The 20,446-nt window shown below is 65.6% G+C and carries 18 protein-coding genes; 10 read left to right on the top strand and 8 right to left on the bottom strand.

From position 1 onward, the window contains the following. Positions 1-92: 92 nt before the first annotated feature. Complete coding sequence (locus K2W61_RS22120; RefSeq protein WP_419761614.1) at positions 93-1,592, bottom strand: AMP nucleosidase; 1,500 nt, start codon at positions 1,590-1,592, stop codon at positions 93-95. A gap of 261 nt (positions 1,593-1,853) precedes the next feature. Here K2W61_RS22120 and K2W61_RS22115 point away from each other — a divergent pair, with 261 nt between their 5' ends. From K2W61_RS22115 to K2W61_RS22105, 3 genes are all read left to right on the top strand, one after another. Then, positions 1,854-2,150, top strand: a complete 297-nt coding sequence (locus K2W61_RS22115; RefSeq protein WP_236756551.1) for a hypothetical protein — start codon at positions 1,854-1,856, stop codon at positions 2,148-2,150. 57 nt (positions 2,151-2,207) lie between these two features. Continuing rightward, a complete protein-coding gene (locus tag K2W61_RS22110) occupies positions 2,208-4,289 on the top strand; it encodes a TonB-dependent receptor (RefSeq protein ID WP_236756550.1) in 2,082 nt (693 codons plus the stop codon). A gap of 206 nt (positions 4,290-4,495) precedes the next feature. Next, positions 4,496-5,089 (top strand): C40 family peptidase, encoded by a 594-nt coding sequence (locus tag K2W61_RS22105; protein ID WP_236756549.1) that lies wholly within the window; start codon positions 4,496-4,498, stop codon positions 5,087-5,089. A 160-nt stretch (positions 5,090-5,249) separates the two neighbouring features. Here K2W61_RS22105 and K2W61_RS22100 read toward each other — a convergent pair whose 3' ends face one another. The 4 genes from K2W61_RS22100 to K2W61_RS22085 form a co-directional block, all read right to left on the bottom strand. Continuing rightward, positions 5,250-6,167 (bottom strand): hypothetical protein, encoded by a 918-nt coding sequence (locus K2W61_RS22100; RefSeq protein ID WP_236756548.1) that lies wholly within the window; start codon positions 6,165-6,167, stop codon positions 5,250-5,252. Next, positions 6,128-7,111, bottom strand: coding sequence for a hypothetical protein (locus K2W61_RS22095; RefSeq protein ID WP_236756547.1), 984 nt, complete (start codon positions 7,109-7,111; stop codon positions 6,128-6,130). The genes K2W61_RS22100 and K2W61_RS22095 overlap by 40 nt, the downstream gene beginning before the upstream one ends. Before the next feature lie 485 nt (positions 7,112-7,596). Then, entirely contained in the window at positions 7,597-10,116 is a 2,520-nt protein-coding gene (locus tag K2W61_RS22090; RefSeq protein WP_336885401.1) for a hemagglutinin repeat-containing protein, read from the bottom strand. 297 nt (positions 10,117-10,413) lie between these two features. Continuing rightward, a complete protein-coding gene (locus K2W61_RS22085; RefSeq protein ID WP_175134686.1) occupies positions 10,414-11,184 on the bottom strand; it encodes an SDR family oxidoreductase in 771 nt (256 codons plus the stop codon). 225 nt (positions 11,185-11,409) lie between these two features. On the opposite strand from K2W61_RS22085, the gene K2W61_RS22080 reads away from it, so the two are divergent. The 5 genes from K2W61_RS22080 to K2W61_RS22060 all read left to right on the top strand — a co-directional run bounded on the left by K2W61_RS22080 (position 11,410) and on the right by K2W61_RS22060 (position 16,419). Beyond that, a complete protein-coding gene (locus tag K2W61_RS22080; RefSeq protein ID WP_175134685.1) occupies positions 11,410-12,126 on the top strand; it encodes a c-type cytochrome in 717 nt (238 codons plus the stop codon). After that, positions 12,123-13,052, top strand: a complete 930-nt coding sequence (locus K2W61_RS22075; RefSeq protein WP_175134684.1) for a c-type cytochrome — start codon at positions 12,123-12,125, stop codon at positions 13,050-13,052. Before K2W61_RS22080 ends, K2W61_RS22075 begins: the two co-directional genes overlap by 4 nt. Positions 13,053-13,218: 166 nt before the next feature. Continuing rightward, complete coding sequence (gene gmk / locus K2W61_RS22070; protein ID WP_175134683.1) at positions 13,219-13,851, top strand: guanylate kinase; 633 nt, start codon at positions 13,219-13,221, stop codon at positions 13,849-13,851. 46 nt (positions 13,852-13,897) lie between these two features. Further along, the gene (gene rpoZ / locus K2W61_RS22065; protein WP_006219679.1) at positions 13,898-14,101 is read left to right on the top strand and encodes a DNA-directed RNA polymerase subunit omega; all 204 of its coding nucleotides are present in this window, start codon (positions 13,898-13,900) and stop codon (positions 14,099-14,101) included. A 23-nt stretch (positions 14,102-14,124) separates the two neighbouring features. Further along, positions 14,125-16,419 (top strand): RelA/SpoT family protein, encoded by a 2,295-nt coding sequence (locus tag K2W61_RS22060; RefSeq protein ID WP_175134682.1) that lies wholly within the window; start codon positions 14,125-14,127, stop codon positions 16,417-16,419. Between the two features lie 140 nt (positions 16,420-16,559). Here the strand turns inward: K2W61_RS22060 and glnQ are convergent, their stop codons facing one another. The 3 genes from glnQ to glnH all read right to left on the bottom strand — a co-directional run bounded on the left by glnQ (position 16,560) and on the right by glnH (position 18,860). Beyond that, positions 16,560-17,288, bottom strand: a complete 729-nt coding sequence (glnQ, locus tag K2W61_RS22055; protein ID WP_236756546.1) for a glutamine ABC transporter ATP-binding protein GlnQ — start codon at positions 17,286-17,288, stop codon at positions 16,560-16,562. Then, the gene (gene glnP, locus K2W61_RS22050) at positions 17,285-17,941 is read right to left on the bottom strand and encodes a glutamine ABC transporter permease GlnP (RefSeq protein WP_175134681.1); all 657 of its coding nucleotides are present in this window, start codon (positions 17,939-17,941) and stop codon (positions 17,285-17,287) included. Before glnP ends, glnQ begins: the two co-directional genes overlap by 4 nt. A gap of 166 nt (positions 17,942-18,107) precedes the next feature. Beyond that, positions 18,108-18,860, bottom strand: a complete 753-nt coding sequence (gene glnH, locus K2W61_RS22045) for a glutamine ABC transporter substrate-binding protein GlnH (protein ID WP_175134680.1) — start codon at positions 18,858-18,860, stop codon at positions 18,108-18,110. A 164-nt stretch (positions 18,861-19,024) separates the two neighbouring features. Between glnH and K2W61_RS22040 the strand changes: the two genes are divergently transcribed. After that, positions 19,025-20,065: a C45 family autoproteolytic acyltransferase/hydrolase gene (locus tag K2W61_RS22040; RefSeq protein ID WP_236756545.1), complete on the top strand. Its 1,041-nt coding sequence runs from the start codon at positions 19,025-19,027 to the stop codon at positions 20,063-20,065. A gap of 166 nt (positions 20,066-20,231) precedes the next feature. Then, complete coding sequence (locus tag K2W61_RS22035; protein ID WP_175139848.1) at positions 20,232-20,384, top strand: hypothetical protein; 153 nt, start codon at positions 20,232-20,234, stop codon at positions 20,382-20,384. Positions 20,385-20,446: the final 62 nt, after the last annotated feature.

The following is a 20,446-nucleotide window of genomic DNA, read 5'->3' as shown; positions in this document are numbered from 1 at the left end:
CAACGCGCGAGCATAGCGCAACTGCCCCCGGCCGTGGAAACGGCCAGGGGCAGTCGGGGGTCCGTCCCCCTCGGGGGATATCGGCTACGGCGCTATTGAAACGCCGTTTCCATGAACGTGCGCAGCTTGCGCGAATGCAGCCGCTCGGGCGGCATGCCGCGCAGGCGCTCGAGCGCCCGGATGCCGATTTCCAGGTGCTGATTGACCTGGCGCCGGTAAAAGGCGCTGGCCATGCCAGGCAGCTTCAGCTCGCCGTGCAGCGGCTTGTCCGACACGCACAGCAGCGTGCCGTATGGCACGCGGAAGCGAAAGCCATTGGCGGCGATGGTGGCCGACTCCATGTCCAGGGCGATGGCGCGCGACTGCGCGAACCGCTCGACCAGTTCGACGTGATCGCGCAGCTCCCAGTTGCGGTTGTCGATGGTGGCCACGGTGCCGGTGCGCATGATGCGTTTCAGATCCCAGCCGGACAGCCCCGCGACCTCTTCCACCGCCTGCTCAAGGGCCACCTGCACCTCGGCCAGGGCCGGCACCGGCACCCAGGTGGGCAGGTCGTCGTCGAGTACGTGGTCCTCGCGCACGTAGCCGTGGGCGAGCACATAGTCGCCCAGCCGCTGCGAATCGCGCAGTCCGGCACAGTGGCCCAGCATCAGCCAGGCGTGCGGGCGCAGCACCGCGATGTGGTCGGTGATGGTCTTGGCGTTGGACGGCCCCACGCCGATATTGACCAGCGTGATGCCGGAATGGTCCCCGCGCACCAGGTGGTAGGCCGGCATCTGCGGCAGGCGCTGCGCCTGGCCGTCATCGGCCGGCCCGGATTCGCCGCGCCGCGTGATGCGGTTGCCCGGTTCCACCAGCATCTCGTAGTCTTCGTTGCCGCTGGCCATCAGCGCCCGGGCGCGGGCACAGAACTCGTCGACGTAGAACTGGTAATTGGTGAACAGCACGAAATTCTGGAAATGCGCCGGCGCCGTCGCGGTGTAGTGCTGCAGGCGGTGCAGCGAATAATCCACCCGCTGCGCCGTAAAGGGCGCCAGCGGCTTGGGTTCGCCGTCCTTGCCGCGCCAGGAACCATTGACAATGGCGTCGTCCGTCACCGCCAGATCGGGCACGTCGAACAGGTCGCGCAGCGGGCGCTTGAGCGCCTCCAGGTGCTCGCCTTCGACATAGGCGCCCTCGGGGAAGGCGAAGTGCAACGGAATCGGGGAATCGGATTCACCGACCTCCACCGCCACGCGGTGGTTCTGCAGCAATTGGCCGACCTGCTCGATCAGGTAGTCGCGGAACAGGGCCGGCTGGGTGACGGTGGTCTGGTAGATGCCGGGCTCGGCCACGTGGCCGTACGACAGGCGCGTGTCGATGGGGTCGTAGGTCTCGACCAGGATGCGGATGGCGGGGTAGTAGGCGCGGGCCCGTTCGCGGCCGCTGGTGGCCCCCTTCAGGACATCGCGGAATGCCGCGCGCAGGAAAGCGGTATTGCGCGCATAGATTTCGGCCAACCGGTCCACCGCCGCCACCGCGTCGTGGTAGGGCTCGAAAGGCATCGCCTCGGGCCGGTTCATCGAGGACAAAGGGTGTACTGCGTTCATCATTGAGCTTGACTCCGCTTTCTTATGGTCTTCTTTCAGCGGCTGCTCTCGGCGATCTAGCCGGGAGGGCCGATGCCGACGATTATGCCCGACCCCGGGGCGCCATGAAGTGTCATATTCGGCCGCGTTGCGCGGCGTGGCACGGCCGACGTGGATCGCCACAACATTAGAAACAATATATCATTCCGTTTTTTTGCGATTCCGACCTCGTCCATGCCGCCGGCCCCTCGTCCCCGCTCCGATGCGCGCCTTGCCCGATGGGCAATGCTGGGCTGGCTGTGCGCCTGCCTGTTGCTGTCACCGCTGGGCGGCGTGCGGCATGCGCTGTCGCACCTGCCCGGCGCTCCCGCCTCCAGCCAGGACGATGCCCACACGCCGGACAAGCTGGGGCACTGCGACCTGTGCCATATCTGGGACCTGCTGGACGCCACGCTGCCGGTGTCCTTTGTCCCCATCACCGGCAGCGCGCCGCGCATCGCGCCGCCTGCGCCGGCCCCGCGCGGCGCCACCATCGCCGTCCTGCCCTGGTTCCAATCGCGCGCCCCGCCCGTCGCGGCCTGAAATCCGCCACCCGATTTCAACCGCCGCCGCCCGCCGGCCGCAACCAGGATTGCCACCATGTCTTTTGCTTCTTCCCACGCGGGGACGCGTTCGTCCGTTCGCGCCTTTTCCCTGAGCCCGCTCGCCCTCGCCTGCCTGCTCGCCTTGCCGCAAGCCGCCCGCGCCCAGGCCGACGCCCCCACGCTGTCGCCCGTCATCATCACCGCCAATCCCCTGGGCAGCGAAGCGCTGACCTCGCCATCGACCGTGGTGCAGGGCACCGCCCTGGACCTGCGGCGCGCCTCGAACCTGGGCGAAACGCTCAACGGCCTGCCAGGCGTGTCCACCACCACCTACGGCCCGATGGTGGGCCGCCCCATCATCCGCGGCATGGACGGCGACCGCATCCGCTTGCTGAACAACGGCGTCGGCTCGCTCGATGCCTCGTCGCTGTCGTTCGACCACGCGGTGCCGCAGGACCCGCTGTCGACCAACCGGGTCGAGATCCTGCGCGGTCCGGCGGCCCTGCTGTATGGGGGCAGTGCCATCGGCGGCGTGGTCAACACCATCGACAACCGCATCCCCACCGAACCCATCGACGGCATCCACGGCGACGTGGCCGGCAGCTATGGCGGCGCCAACAACGACCGCAACGGCGCGATCCAGCTCGAAGGCGGCGACGGCGCCTTCGCCATCCACGCCGACGCCTTCAGCCGCAAGACCGGCGACCTGCGTATCCCCGGCTACGCCCGCACCGCGCAACAACGCGCGGCCGACGGCCCCGACCAGGACCAGCCGCGCGGCAAACTGCCCAACAGCGATGGCCAGGCCAGCGGCGGCGCGCTCGGCATGTCCTGGACCGGCGACCGCGGCTATGCCGGACTGTCCTACAGCGGCTATGACTCGAACTATGGCTCGGTGGCCGAGCCGGACGTGCGCATCAAGATGCGCCAGGAGCGTTTCGGCTTCGCCAGCGAGCTGCGCGACCTGGACGGCCTGTTCACCAGCGTCAAACTGAACTTCGCCTATACCGATTACCAGCACAAGGAAATCGAGGACGGCGAGACCGGCACGATCTTCAAGAACCGCGGCTACGAGGCCCGTATCGAGGCGCGCCACGCCGACATCGGTCCGCTGCGCGGCGTGGTCGGCCTGCAACTGGGCCAGACGCGCTTCTCGGCCTTGGGCGAGGAAGCCCTGGTGCCCACCACCGACACCGACTCGGCCGCCTTGTTCGCGCTGGAGGAATGGAAGATCGACGACCGCCTGACGCTGAGCGCCGGCGCGCGCGCCGAGCACACCCGCCTGACCCCGGGCGGCGGCGGCAATGAACGCTTCGACGGCGCCACCCGCCGCGCCTTCACCGCCGGCAGCTTCTCGCTGGGCGGCATCTACAAACTGGACAGCGCCTGGTCGGTGGCCGCCAACACCGCCTACACCGAGCGCGCGCCGACCTTCTACGAGCTGTATGCCAACGGCCCGCACGCCGCCACCGGCCAATACCTGGTGGGCGACCAGAACCTGGCCAAGGAACGCGCCTGGTCCGGCGACCTGTCGCTGCGCTACAAGAAGGACACCGACAGCGCCAGCGTCGGCGTGTTCTACAGCCGCTTCTCCAACTACCTGGCCGAGATGAACACCGGCCGCTTCCGCGACGATGACGGCGGCCTGGTGGCGGCGGGCGATGACGACGCCCTGCCCGAGGCCCGCTACCAGGGCGTGTCCGCAAGCCTGTATGGGGTGGAGGCCGAAAGCCGCACCCGCGTGCTGCAACGGGGCGGCCACAAACTCGACCTGGGCCTGTCGGGCGATTACACGGTGGCCCGCAACAATGACACCGGCCGCTCGCTGCCACGCATTCCGCCGCTGCGCCTGCGCGTCGCGCTGGACTACGGTTTCGGCCCGTACAGCGCCGGCCTCAGCGTGTCCAAGGCCTTCGCCCAGCACAGCCACCCGGACAACGATACCGCCACCCCTGGCTACTACAGCCTGGACGCCAACGCCGGCTACCGCTTCAAGGTTGCCGCCGTGCAATGGCAGGCCTATGTGCGCGGCATCAACCTGACCAACCAGGAGATCCGCTACGCCACCTCGGTGCTGCGCGATGTCGCCCCTGAAGGCGGCCGCGCCGTCATGGTGGGGTTGCGCGGCAGCTTCTGAGCCTGAACCCCATCGCCCCTCGCCCGGCCGGGCGAGAGGCGATGGGCGCAGCGTTTGAATGCTGCAATGCACTACAAATGTAATGAAACTTTATTCCATTACAATGCGGTGGCAGTTCGTGAAGCTCAAGCCTCCCCTGCCCCTTTCCGCCGGCTTGTTCCCTGAAACAAAGCCATGCCGCCCACTCCGATGCCTGAAGTGACGTAATGACGCCGCCCACGCGAAAAGCCCGCTTTGCCTTTTTCCGCCTTCCCGCTTTGTTGTCAGCGCCCCTGCTGGCCCTGACGTTCTCCTGGTTACCCGGCGCCGCCCAGGCGTCCCTCCCCACCGAACAGGCCCGCGCCTCCCTGTCCGGCCTGCGCCTGGCGCAGGAACCCACCGTGCCCACCCTGCGCGAACGCGTGGTGCAAGCCGGCCTGGCCGCCATCGGCACCCCTTATAGCTGGGGCGGCGAAGACGCCGCCGAAGGCTTCGACTGCAGCGGCCTGGTGCTGTACGTCTACCGTGAGATCGCCGGCCTCGAACTGCCGCGCACCGCGCGTCAGCAACGCACGCGCGGCGACACGGTGCGCAACAAGAAACAGCTCAAGCCCGGCGATCTGGTGTTCTTCGCCACCCGCGGCCGCGGCATCACCTCGCATGTCGGCATCTATATCGGGCAGGACAAGTTCGTGCATGCGCCGCGCCGTGGCGCCAAGGTGCGCGTGGACGAAATGAAGAATCCGTACTGGTCCAAGCGCTATCTCGGCGCGCGCAGCTACATCGATACGGCCAAGGGCCAGATGCTGGCGCAGCAGTAAGACCCTGAGTAAGGGCCGCCGCCGCGCGCTGCGCGCTTGCAGCCTCCCCCGCCCCCGAGGGAGCTGCCTTGTCGCGAGGCCGCCGGCGCCATCGCCCGCCAGCACGCTTCGATTCAGCACCGCCGGCACCTGATGGGCGGGCTTGCCGGTGCGCCATGCTTCAACGCATTCTTAGACACAGTGATTTCTCTGGCCATGATTGCCGCAACAGCCACGCCGGCCACGATCCGCCGTTTGGCGCAGGCGGCGGCGGGCCGCACTTCTCGTCCAGCGTGAAGCATATGGGAAAATACTGGTAGCCCTTGTTCTGCATGCAAAGGTCAACCTTATCCCAAATTCGCGCCCACTCCCGATCGGATTGCTCCCTGGTACGCGTTTGCCCGTCAGCAAGCGGCTCGATAGCAAGCATTCCGTCAGGGAAGCCGCCGCATTCCACCCAATCTTCCCTACGGGTTTGCTCGGTTTGGTTATTCAGCGGCCAATACCTATGTATCGGGAAAATTCCGCTGGTAAGCCAAACGTCCAACACCGGGTCGCAAACATATCCCTTCTTGGGGAGGCGGTATCCTTGCCATATCGCTTTCGGCGGCCACGCCTCCCGCAACACCCATGCCGGCCACGAACTGCCGTTTGGCGCGGGTGGCGGCGGGCCGCAATCCTCCAAGGAGAAGCACCGGGGAATGTACTGGTAGCCTTTCTTCTGCATGCAGATGGCAACCTTCCCCGACAGTCGCTCCCATTCCCTATTCTTTTGTTCCCTTGTACGCGCTTGCCCGTCAGGAAGCGGCTTGAGATCAACATATCCGTATGGGGATCCGCCGCATTCCACCCAATCTTCTTTACGGGTTTCCTTGGTTTGGTTGCTGAGCGGCCAATACGTGTCTATTGGAAGGAGTCCCCTGCTCAACCAGGCATCCAGCACCGGGTCGCACATATATTCCCCCAGGGTAATGCCGCACAAGTACCCCCTCTTATTGATATAGCAGCCAGTCACCAACAGCAAAAGAACAGAGGCAACAAATAGTCTTATCGTCGTTTTCATCGCTTCATTCTCAACAAAATATCCAGCGCTTTCCATGCCTGGGGCGGCAGCGCTTCCGATAACGCAAAAGGAGTGGCTGGCACGAGCGCAATGTCGGTCCAGACTTCGTACAGACCTTTCTGCACGGGCGTCAGACCGCGCCGGGCATTGCCCTGCTCGTCGTAATAGCCGCTCAGCGTGCCGCTGATAAAGTCATGTGAACCGCCATAAGCCTCGTGCACCAGATCAAGAATCCCCCCAGGCGAATACGGAAAACCGAAGAGTGTTCCGGGTCCGCCTTGGTTGCCGCCAGTAAGCCCGGCCATGTCCTTGCCTCGGTCGGATTCAAGAAACTTGGCCAACGACATTCCAGCCTTGGATGGATCAAACCGAACGAACCCGTTTCCATCCAACTCAAGTTTCGGAATGCCGTTCGCGTCGAGCTGAGTCTTGCACCTTTCATTCACATCGCCGCACAGTTTGTCCAACACCACCCGCGTCCCCGCCGTCTTGAACCCATCGCCACGAATACCCGCGCTTTCCCCGCTCTTGTTATCCAATGTCGTCTCGCCATCGGTAATACCGGCGGACTTCTCCGAATCCGCAATCGTGTAGCGCCGCATACGATCGGCCGCCTCCGACAACCCCGCCTGCACCGCCGCCACGCCGCCCGAGCCGCTCAGCGCGCCCACCGCCACGTTCAGCAGCCGCTCCTGTGTATTGATCTCGTTGATTTGCGCCTGGAGCGCCTTGATCTTTTCTGGGTCTTGCGTGGCCTTGATCTGTTGGCGCAGGTCCGCGCGTTTCTGTTCCGCGTGGCGCTCGATGGCCGCGCCGGCCTGCTGGCCGAACGCCGCGACCATTTGCGCTTCGGCCTGGACTTGCTCGCGCAGCTTGTCGCCGTCCCATTTTTTTGTCAGGCTGCTGCTTGCCGCGCCGCTCAGGATGTTTCGATCCAGCATCGCCAGCACCTGGTCGGCGGTCTTGCCGGTGCGCGCCATTGCTCAAGGCGTTCCTTGCCGCGGCGGTGAAAAATGCCGCGGCGGCGGGCGATCCCCCAGCGATTTAGGCGGCCACACTGCCGACGCCCATGTCGGCCACGATCCGCCGTTTGGCGCAGGGGGGGCGGGGCCGCACTTCTCTAGTTCGTTGCACTGGGGAACGAACTGGTAGCTCTTCTTCAGCATGCAGCCTTTAAGCTCAGCGAACAATGCCTTTGACTCGCTCATATACTGTTTGTCAGTAAGCTTGTTCTGGTTCTTAACCTCGTAGTATCCGTCTTCACTTCCGCCGCATTCCTTCCAATCCGTCCAACGGGTTTCCTCTGTTTGTCCACTCAACGGCCAATACATCTCCATCGGGTGGACCCAATACAAACTCCAGGCTTGTGCTGTGGGCGATCTGCACATATATCGCGGAGATGTGAGGCAGCAGCCCGCCGCTAATAGCAAGAAAGCAGAAGCAAAAAATAGTCTTATCGTCGTTTTCATCGCTTCATCCTCAACAAAATATCCAGCGCTTTCCATGCCTGGGGCGGCAGCGCTTCCGACAGCGCAAATGGAGTGGCTGGCACGAGCGCAATGTCGGTCCAGACTTCGTACAGACCTTTCTGCACGGGCGTCAGACCGCGCCGGGCATTGCCCTGCTCGTCGTAATAGCCGCTCAGCGTGCCGCTGATAAAGTCATGTGAACCGCCATAAGCCTCGTGCACCAGATCAAGAATCCCCCCAGGCGAATACGGAAAACCGAAGAGTGTTCCCGGTCCGCCTTGGTTTCCGCCAGTAAGCCCGGCCATGTCCTTGCCTCGGTCGGATTCAAGAAACTTGGCCAACGACATTCCAGCCTTGGATGGATCAAACCGAACGAACCCGTTTCCATCCAACTCAAGTTTCGGAATGCCGTTCGCGTCGAGCTGAGTCTTGCACCTTTCATTCACATCGCCGCACAGTGTGTCCAACTCCACCCGCGTCCCCGCCGTCTTGAATCCATCGCCACGAATACCCGCGCTTTCCCCGCTCTTGTTATCCAACGTCGTCTCGCCATCGGTAATACCGGCGAACTTCTCCGAATCCGCAATCGTGTAGCGCCGCATACGATCGGCCGCCTCCGGCAACCCCGCCGTCACGCTGCCGCCGATGCTCTGATCCTTGCTCTTGAAGGCGCTGGTGTCTTGCAGGCTCTCGATATCGAGGTTGCCGCCCACATCGGCCACCACCTGCCTGCCGCTGGCTACCGCGCCGCGCAAGCGGGTGTCGTTGCCGGATTCAAGGGTCAGGCGTTCGCCGGCCGTGACGTGGCTGTTGCTCCAGGTCACGTCACGGCCTTCACCCTTGCCTCTGGACCCGCTGGCATTGGCGGTCACGCCGAACGACGCGCCGCCTTGCCCCACGGATATCGCCACGCCTACCCCCGCGCTGACGCTGCTGCTCTTGCGGTCGGTTTCGACGGTGTTCTTTGCCGCCAACAGGTTGATATCGCCATCGGCCTTGAGCACGGCATCGCCGCCGGCGCGGATGTTGCTGCCGCGTACCGTCAGGTTGGAATCCCCCCCGCCGCCGGTCGCGCGGATGCGCACGTCGCCCCCCGCGGCCACGGTGGAGCCGGCCGCGGTCTCATAGGTGGCAGTGGATTTGCTGTCGCTTTTGCTGGCGCCCACGGTGATGGAGATACTGACCCCGCCGCCCGCCTGCGGGTCGGCCTGGACGGCATCGTAGGCATTCTTGGCCGCCAGCCCCGTGGCTGCGGCGCCCAGCGCCTGCATACGCCCGTCAGTCGTCTGGCTGGCGGCGCGTTTGAGCTGCCCGGCGGTCTCGATGGCCGACAGCACCGGCGCGGAGAGCGCCACGGTCAGGCCGGACTGGCGGAACTTGCTCTGTTCCACGCGCTGGCCGGTTTCCTGCGCTTGGACGATGTCCACTTTTTGGGCATGGATGTCGATATCGCCTTGCGGCGCCAGCACCTGGCTGCCGGCCTGCTGGTATTGATTGCCCGCCGCCAGCGTCACGCCGCCGCCGGTGGCGCCCACGGTCGCGGCGGCCGCGCGGGTACTGACGTCCTGGCGGTCGCCGCTTTGCATCTGGCTGCCGATCGTGAAGGCCAGCCCGCCGTTATAGAGAAAACCGTTATTGCGGATTTCCTTGAAGTGGCTTTCCTTGCTGGTTTCCGTGGCGGCCTGGAGCGTCAGATCGTCACGCGCCACGATGAACAGGTCGTTCAGCATGAGGAGATCGTCAAGGGAGACGGTCAACTCACCCTGGAGCTTGCCGGTCGCCTTGCTTCCGGCGTCATCCAGGGACGCGGACACGCGGATCGGGGGCGAGCGCTGCCGCCAGGCGATGACCAGGTCGCTCTCGCCGGGGCGGGCGTCTTCGCCATCGGCGGGGACGATCTGGATGTCCGCCTCCGCCGTCGGTACGCGCTTGAAGTTTTCCAGCGCCTGTTCGATGTCGCGCAGATTGAGCAGGTCGCCGCGCCCGACGGGCACGGCGTTCGAGGCCGTGGCCCGGGGCGACGTGCCGGGCGCGAAACGAATGGCGCGGATGCGGCCGGGCACGACGGTAAGCGTCAGCGTGCCGCCCGTCAGATCCTGGGGCGCGGCGAGGATACGGGTGGTGACGAACCCCCGCGCCACGACGGCGTTCTGGACGCGCGTCATGACCACGCTGATGCCCTCGGCGCCGAGGCAGCGCCCCGTGGCGGCATCGTTGTCGGGATCGGCGGCGTTCAGGGCCCAGACAAACCGCCGGGCATCCTCGCCATCGAGGCGGATGCGGCCAATCGGGAAGCATGGCGTCTCGTCGCGCGGCAACAGATCCGGCGACGGAGCGCGCGCCGGCTGCGCCCGTACACTCGGCGTCGCTTCCTGCTGCTTGCGTAGTATCCGCTCGCGCTCCTGCTGACGCAGCAGCTCCTGCGCGGCGCCAGCCTGCGTCTGTGCGGACGCCGATACCATGAACAGCAGCAGGCTGAACGAGATCCATGCCCGCTGCCACACCTCCCCGACCATCCTCTCCCTCCTACATATCCGTGCGCAGTCATGCTTCGGGATTGGATGGCGGTAGCGCGGACATTAGGATGCGGAGAGCCTGCTTGTCGGACCACCCGTTAGCCGTCACTCGCGATCTCGGATCACATAACCTATTGACGGTGAACGGCGGCAGCGCCTCAGGCTTCATGCCCGGCACGGGAAAGCGGCAATCAACAAAAAAGCGCCCGAATGAACTGCCCCCCGAAAGTTGGACTTAAATCCAACCTTCGGGGGGCAGTTCAGAAGGCGCTTTTTTGGGTGCCGGCGCAGCCCCGTTCAGCCGCGTCCGACGAACGGCATGTTGGTGGCCATGATGGTCATGAACTGGACGTTGGCCTCCAGCGGCAGGCGTGCCATGGCGGCGACCGCCTGGGCGACGTGGGCCACGTCCATGCGCGGCTCCACCTTGGTGCTGCCGTCGGCCTGCAGGATGCCGGCGGCCATGCGTTCGGTCATCTCGGTGGCGGCATTGCCGATGTCGATCTGGCCGCAGGCGATATGGTAGGGACGGCAATCGAGCGAGATCGATTTGGTCAGCCCGGTGACCGCGTGCTTGGTGGCGGTGTAGGCGATCGAGAACGGGCGCGGCGCATGCGCCGAAATCGAACCGTTGTTGATGATGCGGCCGCCCTGCGGCGTCTGCGCCTTCATGACCCGGATCGCGGCCTGCGCGCACAGGAACATGCCGGTCAGGTTGGTATCGACCACCTCGCGCCAGACCGCGACCGGCAGTTCCTCGATCGGCATGGCCGGGGCGCCGCGGCCGGCGTTGTTGAACAGCACGTCGAGCCGGCCGTATTCGCGCTGCGTGGTGTCGAACAGCTCACGCACCGCCTGCTCATCGGACACGTCCGTCGGCACCACCAGGGCCCGCACGCCGTCTTCGCCCGCCGCCGTGCGCGTGGCTTCGAGCGGCTCGCGCCGGCGGCCGGCCAGCACCACGCGATACCCCTGCGCCAGGAATTCCAGCGCGACCGCTCGTCCTATGCCGGTACCGGCGCCCGTGACCAGCGCGACGCGCGGCGGTTCGATCTCGTTCGTGTGCATCGGATGCTCCTTGTTATCGATCGGCGAAATGCTACCCGAATCGATCTGGGCGTGGTGCAAGCGAACGTTCCATTCGCTACTTGCGGTTTACCGCCGTCGGCAACGGCAGGGTTGCAGGTTATGCCGGCGCAAATACGCAACGGGTGCGTTGATATGTCACAAACTTTCTTATAATTTCTGGAAATTAACTTATTACCAAACCCGCCAACCCAGGGAGTCCACACCATGGCACTACGGCCCTTTTCCGCTGTCCGCTGGGCAAGCGCGCTGGCCTTGGGGGCCGGCACGCTGGGCGCGCTGCCAGTCCACGCCGCGCCCGACGCACGCCAGATCACCACGCAGGGCGTCAATGGCGCGCCCGCCTGTATGACCTGCCACGGGGCCAATGGCGAGGGCAACCCCGCCGCCGGCTTTCCGCAGTTGGCAGGCATGGGCGCCGCCTACCTCGCCGAACAGCTCGAGGCCATGGCCAACGGCTCGCGCGTGAGTCCGGTGATGGCCGCCACCGCCAAGGCCCTGGACCCGGCGCAACGGCAGGCGGTCGCGGCATACTACGCCGGCCTGCCGTCGCCCCTGAACATCGACCGGCTGGCCGCCACGGCCCGGCATCCGGTCAAGCCCGACGATACCGGCGCCTGGCTGGCCACGCGCGGCGCTTGGGACAAGAACGTCCCTGCCTGTAATCAGTGCCACGGTCCCGGCGGCATCGGCGTGGGCGCCAATTTCCCCAGTCTGGCCGGCCAGCCCGCTGCCTATATCGCCGGCCAATTGCGCGCCTGGCGCCAGGGCCAGCGTCCGCCCGGACCGCTCGGCCTGATGCCGGCCGTCGCCACCCGCCTGACCGACGCCGAGATCGACGCCGTATCCGCCTACTACGCCGGCCTGCCCAAGGCCGCCGACCTGCTTGCCGCGCAAGCCAACGCCGCGGGAGCCAAGCAATGACCCCGATCCGCCACCGAATCGCCCATGCCCTGCTCGCCACGGCAGGAACCGCTGCGTTGCTATCGAGCGCGCCGGCCTTCGCCGCCGACGCGCGTCCCGACTTCACGCCGCCCAGCGCCGCCTCGCTGCCCGACACGGAATTCGGCAAGGTGGTGCGCCAGGGCGAGCAGATCTTCCTGCACACCCCGCAGAATGCCGCCAAGTTCGTCGGCAATGACCTGAATTGCGCCAGTTGCCACCTGGACGCCGGCCGTCGCCCGGATTCGGCGCCGATGTGGGCCGCCTACGTGCTGTACCCGGCCTACCGGGCCAAGAACGGCCACGTCAACACGCTGGCCGAGCGTCTGCAGGGCTGTTTCCGCTTCAGCATGAACGGCAAGCCGCCGGCGGCCGACGATCCGGTGCTGACCGCCTTGCAGACCTATATGTTCTGGCTGGCCAGCAAGGCGCCCACCGGCGTGCCGCTCAAGGGCCAGGGCTACCCCAAGCTGCCCAAGCCGGCCCAGAAGGCCGACTATGTCCGCGGCAGCGAGGTCTACGCCCAATACTGCGCCGTCTGTCACGGCGCCGAGGGCAAGGGCCAGAAGCACGGCCAGCACTGGGTCTTCCCCGCGCTGTGGGGACCGGACTCGTTCAACTGGGGCGCCGGCATGCACCAGATCGGCAACGCCGCCGGCTTCATCAAGGCCAACATGCCGCTGAGCCAGGCCGGCATGCTGAGCGACCAGGAAGCCTGGGACGTGGCCTATTTCATGAACGCCCACGAGCGCCCGCAGGACCCGCGCTACACCGGGTCGGTGGCCGAGACCCGCGCCAAGTACCACGATTCCGCCGATTCGCTGTATGGCATCGAGGTCAATGGCCACTTGCTCGGCAGCGATGCGCCGCCCTCCGGCGGCAAGCTGACACAGGCGGCGGCGCGCTGACCCCGCGCCCCAGGCAACCGCGGACCGGCGGGCGCATGGCGCCGTTCGCCGGCCCCGGCGCCGCCTGCCGGACTGCCCGCGGCGGCCGGACACGAAGGGGTTTTCCCCTGCCGCGCCGCGCGATTTGCTATTCTTCGGGTCTTGGCATCACACGCTCGTCACATTCATGCACGCCACTTCCGGCAATGTCTTCATGGTTGTCGCCCCCAGCGGGGCCGGCAAATCCAGTCTGGTCAAGGCCTTGCTGCAGCAAGACCCGTCTATCCTCCTGTCCGTCTCCTGCACCACCCGCGCGCCGCGTCCCGGCGAAGAGGATGGCCGCGAATACCGTTTCATCGGCACCGACGAATTCAAGCAGATGCGCGACGAGCAGCGCCTGCTGGAGTGGGCCGAAGTGCACGGCAATTTCTATGGCACGCCGCGCGACCGCATCGACGAAGCCACCCGCGACGGCCACGACGTCCTGCTGGAGATCGACTGGCAAGGCGCGCGCCAGGTGCGCCAGCGCTTCCCCGCCGCGATCGGCATTTTCGTGCTGCCGCCGTCCATCGAAGAACTCGAAAGCCGGCTGAAGGCGCGCGGCCAGGATGCGCCGCAAGTGATCGCGCGCCGGTTGATGGCCGCCGGCGGCGAAATCGCACACGCGCCGGAATGCGAATATGTTATTATTAATCAAGAATTTAGCGTGGCCTTGTCGGAACTGACTCAAATCGTCAGCGCGGCGCGGCTGCGCTTTTCGTCTCAGGCCGTCCGCCATGCCGAATTGTTCGCGCAACTCGGCATCCCGGCGGCCCACTGAAACGAAACCGCGTTCTCCCTATCCTCCGTCAGCACCAGGTGTCCTAATGGCTCGCATTACCGTCGAAGACTGTCTGAACCAGATTCCCAACCGTTTCAAGCTCACGCTGGCCGCGACCTACCGCGCCCGCGAGCTGGCGCAAGGCCATGCCCCGCGCCTGGACAGCAAAGACAAGCCCACGGTCACTGCCCTGCGCGAGATCGCGGGCGGCCTCACCGGCGTGGAAATGCTGCGTAAAGTTCCCACCTGACATTCCCCGGGGGGCGGCAAGCAATGGCTTTTCCCGGGCTGAAATACGCTTCATCTGGTCTGCTTGCCGCGCTACGTGCCGGCTCCCGCCTTGGGCGCCGCACGGGCAAGAAAGACAAGCACTCCTCCACGCCATCCGCCGTCGCCGCCCAAGAGGCGGCGGAAGCGACCGCCTCGCCGGTCGCCTCGCTGGCGCCGCTGACCGAAATCATCGGCAGCTATCTCGAAAAGAAAGATGTAGAACGCGTGCGCGAAGCCTACCGCTTCGCCGACCAGGCGCACCTGGGCCAGTTCCGCGCCAGCGGTTCGCCCTACATCTCGCATCCCATCGCCGTCACGGAAATCTGCGCGGGCTGGAAGCTCGACGCGAACGCGTTGTCCGCCGCCCTGCTGCACGACGTGATGGAAGACCAGGGCATCGCCAAGCACGAGCTGGCCGAGAAATTCGGCCCTGAAGTCGCCGAACTGGTCGATGGCCTGTCCAAGCTGGACCGGCTCGACTTCGCCACCAAGGCCGAACAGCAGGCCGAGAGCTTTCGCAAGATGCTGCTGGCGATGGCGCGCGACGTGCGCGTCATCCTCATCAAGTTGGCCGACCGCCTGCACAACATGCGCACGCTGGATGCGGTCAACCCCGAGAAGCGCCGCCGCATCGCGCGTGAAACGCTCGACATCTACGCGCCCATCGCCCACCGGCTGGGCCTGAACCTGCTGTTCCGCGAATTGCAGGACCTGTGCTTCGCGGCCATGTATCCGAACCGCTACCAGGTGCTGTACAAAGCGGTGCTGGCCGCGCGCGGCAACCGCCGCGAAGTGATCGGCAAGATCGCCGACTCGGTGCGCGCCGCCCTGCCCGCCGCTGGCATCGAGGCCGAGGTCACGGGCCGCGAGAAGACCCTGTATGGCATCTATCGCAAGATGGTCGACCAGAAGAAGTCGTTCTCCGACGTGCTCGACATCTATGGCTTTCGGGTCATCGTGCATACGCTGCCCGAGTGCTACCTGGCGCTGGGCACGCTGCACCAGCTGTACCGGCCGGTCCCCGGCAAGTTCAAGGACTACATCGCGATCCCCAAGGTCAACGGCTACCAGTCGCTGCACACGACGCTGGTGGGACCCTATGGCACGCCGGTGGAATTCCAGTTCCGCACCCGCGACATGCATCACGTGGCCGAGGAAGGCGTGGCCTCGCACTGGCTGTACAAGGGCGCCGACCTGACGCTGAACGACCTGCAAAAGCGCACCCACCAGTGGCTGCAATCGCTGCTGGACATCCAGAGCCAGACCGGCGATTCGGGCGAGTTCCTGGAACACGTCAAGGTCGACCTGTTCCCCGACGCGGTCTACGTCTTCACCCCGCGCGGCAAGATCATTTCCCTGCCGCGCGGCGCGACGCCGGTGGACTTGGCCTATGCCATCCATACCGACATCGGCAACCAGGCCGTGGCGGCCAAGGTCAACGGCGAGTTCGTGCCGCTGCGCACCGAACTGAACAGCGGCGACACGGTGGAAATCGTCACCTCGCCGGCTTCGCGGCCGAACGCGCAGTGGCTCAACTACGTGCGCACCGGCCGCGCCCGCTCCGAGATCCGCCACTACCTGCGCACCGTCAAGTACGAGGAATCGGTCGCCTTCGGCGAGCGCCTGCTGGGCCAGGCCCTGCAGGAACTGCGCATGCCGCTGCCGGCCACCGACGATCCGGCCTGGCAGAAGCTGGCGCGCAGCACCGGCGCCAGCTCGCGCGAGGAAATCCTGGCCGACATCGGCCTGGGCAAGCGCCTGGCCGCCGTCGTGGCGCGCCGCTTCGCGCCCGAGCACCAACTGGTGGCCACCACCGCCGCGGCGGTCGACGAGCTGACCTCGGCACGCAGCGCGCCGATTCTTATCCAGGGCAACGAAGGCCAGGCGGTGCAACTGGCGCCCTGCTGCGGCCCGCTGCCGGGCGACCCGATCATCGCCGGCATGCGCATGGGCCACGGCCTGGTGGTGCACACCGCCGATTGCCCGGTGGCCATGCGCCAGCGCCTGCGCGAACCGGAACGCTGGATCAACGTGGCCTGGGATACCCACACCGCCAAGCACCTGGCCACGCGCCTGGACATCGTCACGCGCAACGAGCGCGGCGTGCTGGGCCGGCTGGCGGCGGAAGTCACCGCGGCCGACGCCAACATCATGCATGTCACCATGCACGATGACGCGGTCGCTACGGTCTCGTTGCACCTGACCATCCAGGTCGACAGCCGCAAGCATCTGGCGCAGGTGATCCGCGCCATCCGCCACGTGCCGCAAGTGCAGAAGATCGTGCGCGTGAAGGGCTGAGCGGGGGGAGGAAGCCCACCCCCGAAGCGCTGCGCGCTTTCCCCTCAAGGGGGCATGTCTACGGACCGGCGGAGCCGGATCCGTGACATCCCGCTTGGGGCGCTTTCATTCCGGCCTTTGAAGCGTGGGGCGATCCGCGCTCAGGCCACGTGCTGCAGGAAGTCCTTCAGGCGCTGGCTGGGGGGATTCTCCAGCAGCTCGGCTGGCGGACCGTCATGGGCGATCTTGCCGCCATCGATGAAAATCAACCGGCTGCCGACCTTGCGCGCGAACTCCATCTCGTGCGTGACCACCACCATGGTCATGCCCTCTTCGGCCAGATCGCGCATCACTTTCAGCACTTCGTGGCGCAGCTCTGGATCGAGCGCCGAGGTGGGCTCGTCGAACAGCATCAGCTTGGGCTTGATCGCCAGGGCGCGGGCAATCGCCACGCGCTGCTGCTGGCCGCCGGACAGTTCGGACGGATAGTGGTTCATGCGCTCGGCCAGCCCGACCTTGCGCAGCAATTGTTCGGCCAGTTCGCGCGCCTCGTCGCGGCTTTGTCCGCGCGTGTGGACCGGCCCGAACATGACGTTCTGCAGCGCGGTCATCTGCGGGAACAGATTGAACTGCTGGAACACCATGCCGGCCTCGCGGCGGATCTCGCGGATCTGCGCGGGCGGGCCATTGACGCTCAGGCCATCGACCAGCAGGTCGCCGCCGTTGATGGTCTCCAGCACGTTGATGCAGCGCAGGAAGGTGGATTTGCCGGAGCCGGACGGCCCGACCACCACAACCACCTCGCCGGCATCGATATTGAGCGAGATGCCATCCAGTACCGTGGACTCGCCGAACGTCTTGGTGACGTCGTGAAATTCAACCATGCTCATAGTATGCGCATCCTCTTTTCCACCAGGTGCAGGATCAGCGCCATCGTGCCCGTCAGGATCAGGTAGACGATGGCGATCGCCGACCAGATCTCGACCGCGCGGAAGTTGCTGGCCATGATTTCCTGGCCCTGGCGGGTCAGTTCCGCGACGCCGATCACGATGAACAGCGATGAATCCTTCAGGCTGATGATGCACTGGTTGCCCAGCGGAGGAATCATGCGGCGAAACGCCACCGGCCCGATGATGTGGAACAGGATCTTGTGAAACGGCAGGCCCATCGCCTGCCCGGCTTCCTTCAGGCCCTTGTGCACCGATAGCAACGATCCGCGCACGATCTCGGAGATATAGGCGCCCGAATTGATGATGAGGGTGACAATGGCCGCCCACTCGGCATCCACCCGGATATTCGCCAGCAGCGGCAAGGCGAAATAGATGAACATTACCTGCACCACGATCGGCGTGCCGCGGATCACCGCGACATATACCTGCGCGATGCCCGACAGTATCGGATGCCCGTAGGCCCGCGCCACCCCGGACAGCGCGCCCAACAGGAAGCCCCCGACGAGGCCCCAAAAGGTGATCTTGATGGTCATCTGCGTGCCCACCCACAGGTTGGGCAGCGCGTCCATCACTACTTTCCAGTCAAAATCCACGATTACCCCTCAATGGCGCGCCTGGGCGCCGCCTCATGGCGGGAACGCCCGGCGCCGCAAGCGGCTCGGGGCCGCCCCGTCCCGGGCCCGGCGCCGCCGTAGCGAAGCGCCAGGGCCCCAGACTGCCGGGCGGCCCCGAAATGCCGTATCGATCCGGCGGTCAAGCTCAGGGCTTCTTGCCGAACCACTTCTCGTAGATGGCGTCGTACTGGCCGTTGGACTTGAGCGTGGCCAGGGCCTTGTTGACCTGCGGCACCAGCTCGCTGCCCTTGGGGAAGGCGATGCCATAGAAGTCGCCGCTCTTGACCGTACCGACCACCTTGACGCGGCCCTTGCCGGCGGTATTGGCGTAGTACTGGACGTTGGGCGTGTCGTGCACGGCGGCATCGACCCGGCCGGTGGCCAGTTCCAGGTAGGCATTGTCGATGTTGGGGAACAGCTTGAGCTTGGCGTCCGGCACCTGGGCCTTGAGGAAGTCCACGGTGGCGGTACCGGTTTTGACCGCCACGGTCTTGCCGGCCAGCGACTTGGCGTCCTTGATGTCGGTGTTCTTGTCGCCGACCAGGATGGCCAGGCCGCTTTCGTAATAGGGATCGGAGAAGTCGATCACCTTCTTGCGGTCGTCACGGATGGTGATGCCGGCCAGCGCCACGTCGATGTTCTTGGTCTGCAGGCCGGGGATGATGCCGTTGAAGTCCATCGGCTGCAGCTTGTACTTGACGTTCAGTTCCTTGGCGATGGCCGCCCACAGGTCGATGTCGAAGCCGGTATAGGTGTTGCCCTGCTTGAACTCGAACGGCACGAATGCCGTGTCGGTGGCCACCACCAATTCCTTGCCTTGAGCGTAGGCGCCGGAGGCGGCGCCAAACATGGCCACGGACAGGCCGACCAGGGCGGCGGCGACTTTACGTTTAATCATGAAACTCTCCTCTTGGGGCCGATAGCACCCGGGGTTGCAGTTGGAACATGATGCGCGGGCCGCGCCGGGATCGCCGGAGCAACTTACTGGGAATCTTAACGCATCCGTCCCCACCCGACAGAGCTTAGAAAAATTACAATCCGCATGACACCCGGAGAATCCCCATGCCCTACAAGTATGTACGCATCGCAGGCAACCGGCGCCAGACCGGCGTGGCGCTCGGCCGGCTGGCCCGCCCGTTGATGCCAACCTACCTGGACCAGAGCGCCACCTGGAAGGCGCTGCGCCCCTGGCGCGGCCATCCTTACCTGGAGGAATTGGGCCAACAGGCCCAAGCTGCCCTGCCCGCGCTCTGGGAGGAACTGGAGGGGCTGGCCGAGGGGCTGGACATGCCGCTGTCGGACGTGTTGCTGTGGAATTGCCGTGGCGACCTGCTGCATAGCAGCGGCAGCGGCGACGGCTGCACCTCGGTGGCGCTGAAGGCGGCCGATGGCACCCGCTGGATCGGCCACAACGAGGACGGCGATCCGTTCCTGTATGGCCGCTGCCATCTGGTCGACGTGGCGCTGGAGGACGCGCCCGGCTACCTGAGCTTCTATTACCCGGGCTCGCTGCCCGGCCACACCTTCGGCGCCAACCGCGCCGGCCTGGTGCAGACCATCAACAACCTGCGCACCCGCCAGCGCCAGCCCGGCGTGCCGCGCATGCTGCTGGCCCGCGCCGTGCTCGACTGCGCCACGCTGGACGAGGCCGTGACGCTGCTGAGTGACGCCTCGCGCGCCGGCGGCTTCCACCATACGCTGGGCTCGGCCGCCGATGCGCGCATCTTCAGCGTCGAGGCCACGCCCGGCGCCGTCTCGGCGCAGGAAATCGGCACCCGCTATGGTCACGCCAATCATATGGTGCACCAGGCCAGCCGCGACCAGGCGCAGGTCATCACCGATTCGTCGCGCGAACGTCAGCGCCGCATCGAGGGCATCGTCGATACCTGGTCGCCCGCCACCACCGGCGACGACCTGCTGAAGGCGCTGCATGATACCGAAGGCGAGCTGCCGATCCTGCGCACCGACCGCAATGATCCGGACGGCGAAAACACGCTCGCCACCGCGGTCTTCGAGATCGGCGATGGCGAGGTGACGCTGCGGGTCTACGACCGCAGGCCGAAGGCGGACATCGTGCTGGATGTAATGAACGATCCGGAGTGAGGGGACGCGGATCGTTCCACGCGGACCGCACAACCTTCGCATTGATTGATGCTCCCGCGCGTCGATTGGGACTCGATCCCTACGCGCCGCCGACAAATCTCGGATCAATCGCCAGCTGAAAATGGGGCAACACTGCATAGAATGAGACTCTTTTTTTGAAAGTCTCATGCGCGACAAGATACTCAACTACTTGCGTTCGATACAGTGGAACGACCCGGGAACGGGCGCGTTTATCGTTGACCTGGTTCAAATCGTGGCGATCGTGATCGCTCTCATCCTCGTCGCGATCGCCGCTATTCGAAATTGGCTTTTCGGCTGAGAAACGAATCCCATGGCTCCTGCGCAAACGGGGCGACCCCTGATGATCATCCGGATCGCCCC

Source organism: Achromobacter pulmonis (assembly GCF_021733725.1).
In the GTDB taxonomy this organism is placed as follows: Bacteria; Pseudomonadota; Gammaproteobacteria; order Burkholderiales; family Burkholderiaceae_B; genus Achromobacter; species Achromobacter pulmonis.
This window is presented reverse-complemented; position numbering and strand designations above follow the sequence as displayed.

Coding starts and splice junctions, on each gene's coding strand:
- K2W61_RS22120 (WP_419761614.1), bottom strand. CDS start 1,592: ATGATGAACGCAGTACACCCTTTGTCCTCGATGAACCGGCCCGAGGCG.
- K2W61_RS22115 (WP_236756551.1), top strand. CDS start 1,854: ATGCTGGGCTGGCTGTGCGCCTGCCTGTTGCTGTCACCGCTGGGCGGC.
- K2W61_RS22110 (WP_236756550.1), top strand. CDS start 2,208: ATGTCTTTTGCTTCTTCCCACGCGGGGACGCGTTCGTCCGTTCGCGCC.
- K2W61_RS22105 (WP_236756549.1), top strand. CDS start 4,496: ATGACGCCGCCCACGCGAAAAGCCCGCTTTGCCTTTTTCCGCCTTCCC.
- K2W61_RS22100 (WP_236756548.1), bottom strand. CDS start 6,167: ATGGAAAGCGCTGGATATTTTGTTGAGAATGAAGCGATGAAAACGACG.
- K2W61_RS22095 (WP_236756547.1), bottom strand. CDS start 7,111: ATGGCGCGCACCGGCAAGACCGCCGACCAGGTGCTGGCGATGCTGGAT.
- K2W61_RS22090 (WP_336885401.1), bottom strand. CDS start 10,116: ATGGTCGGGGAGGTGTGGCAGCGGGCATGGATCTCGTTCAGCCTGCTG.
- K2W61_RS22085 (WP_175134686.1), bottom strand. CDS start 11,184: ATGCACACGAACGAGATCGAACCGCCGCGCGTCGCGCTGGTCACGGGC.
- K2W61_RS22080 (WP_175134685.1), top strand. CDS start 11,410: ATGGCACTACGGCCCTTTTCCGCTGTCCGCTGGGCAAGCGCGCTGGCC.
- K2W61_RS22075 (WP_175134684.1), top strand. CDS start 12,123: ATGACCCCGATCCGCCACCGAATCGCCCATGCCCTGCTCGCCACGGCA.
- gmk (WP_175134683.1), top strand. CDS start 13,219: ATGCACGCCACTTCCGGCAATGTCTTCATGGTTGTCGCCCCCAGCGGG.
- rpoZ (WP_006219679.1), top strand. CDS start 13,898: ATGGCTCGCATTACCGTCGAAGACTGTCTGAACCAGATTCCCAACCGT.
- K2W61_RS22060 (WP_175134682.1), top strand. CDS start 14,125: ATGGCTTTTCCCGGGCTGAAATACGCTTCATCTGGTCTGCTTGCCGCG.
- glnQ (WP_236756546.1), bottom strand. CDS start 17,288: ATGAGCATGGTTGAATTTCACGACGTCACCAAGACGTTCGGCGAGTCC.
- glnH (WP_175134680.1), bottom strand. CDS start 18,860: ATGATTAAACGTAAAGTCGCCGCCGCCCTGGTCGGCCTGTCCGTGGCC.
- K2W61_RS22040 (WP_236756545.1), top strand. CDS start 19,025: ATGCCCTACAAGTATGTACGCATCGCAGGCAACCGGCGCCAGACCGGC.
- K2W61_RS22035 (WP_175139848.1), top strand. CDS start 20,232: ATGCGCGACAAGATACTCAACTACTTGCGTTCGATACAGTGGAACGAC.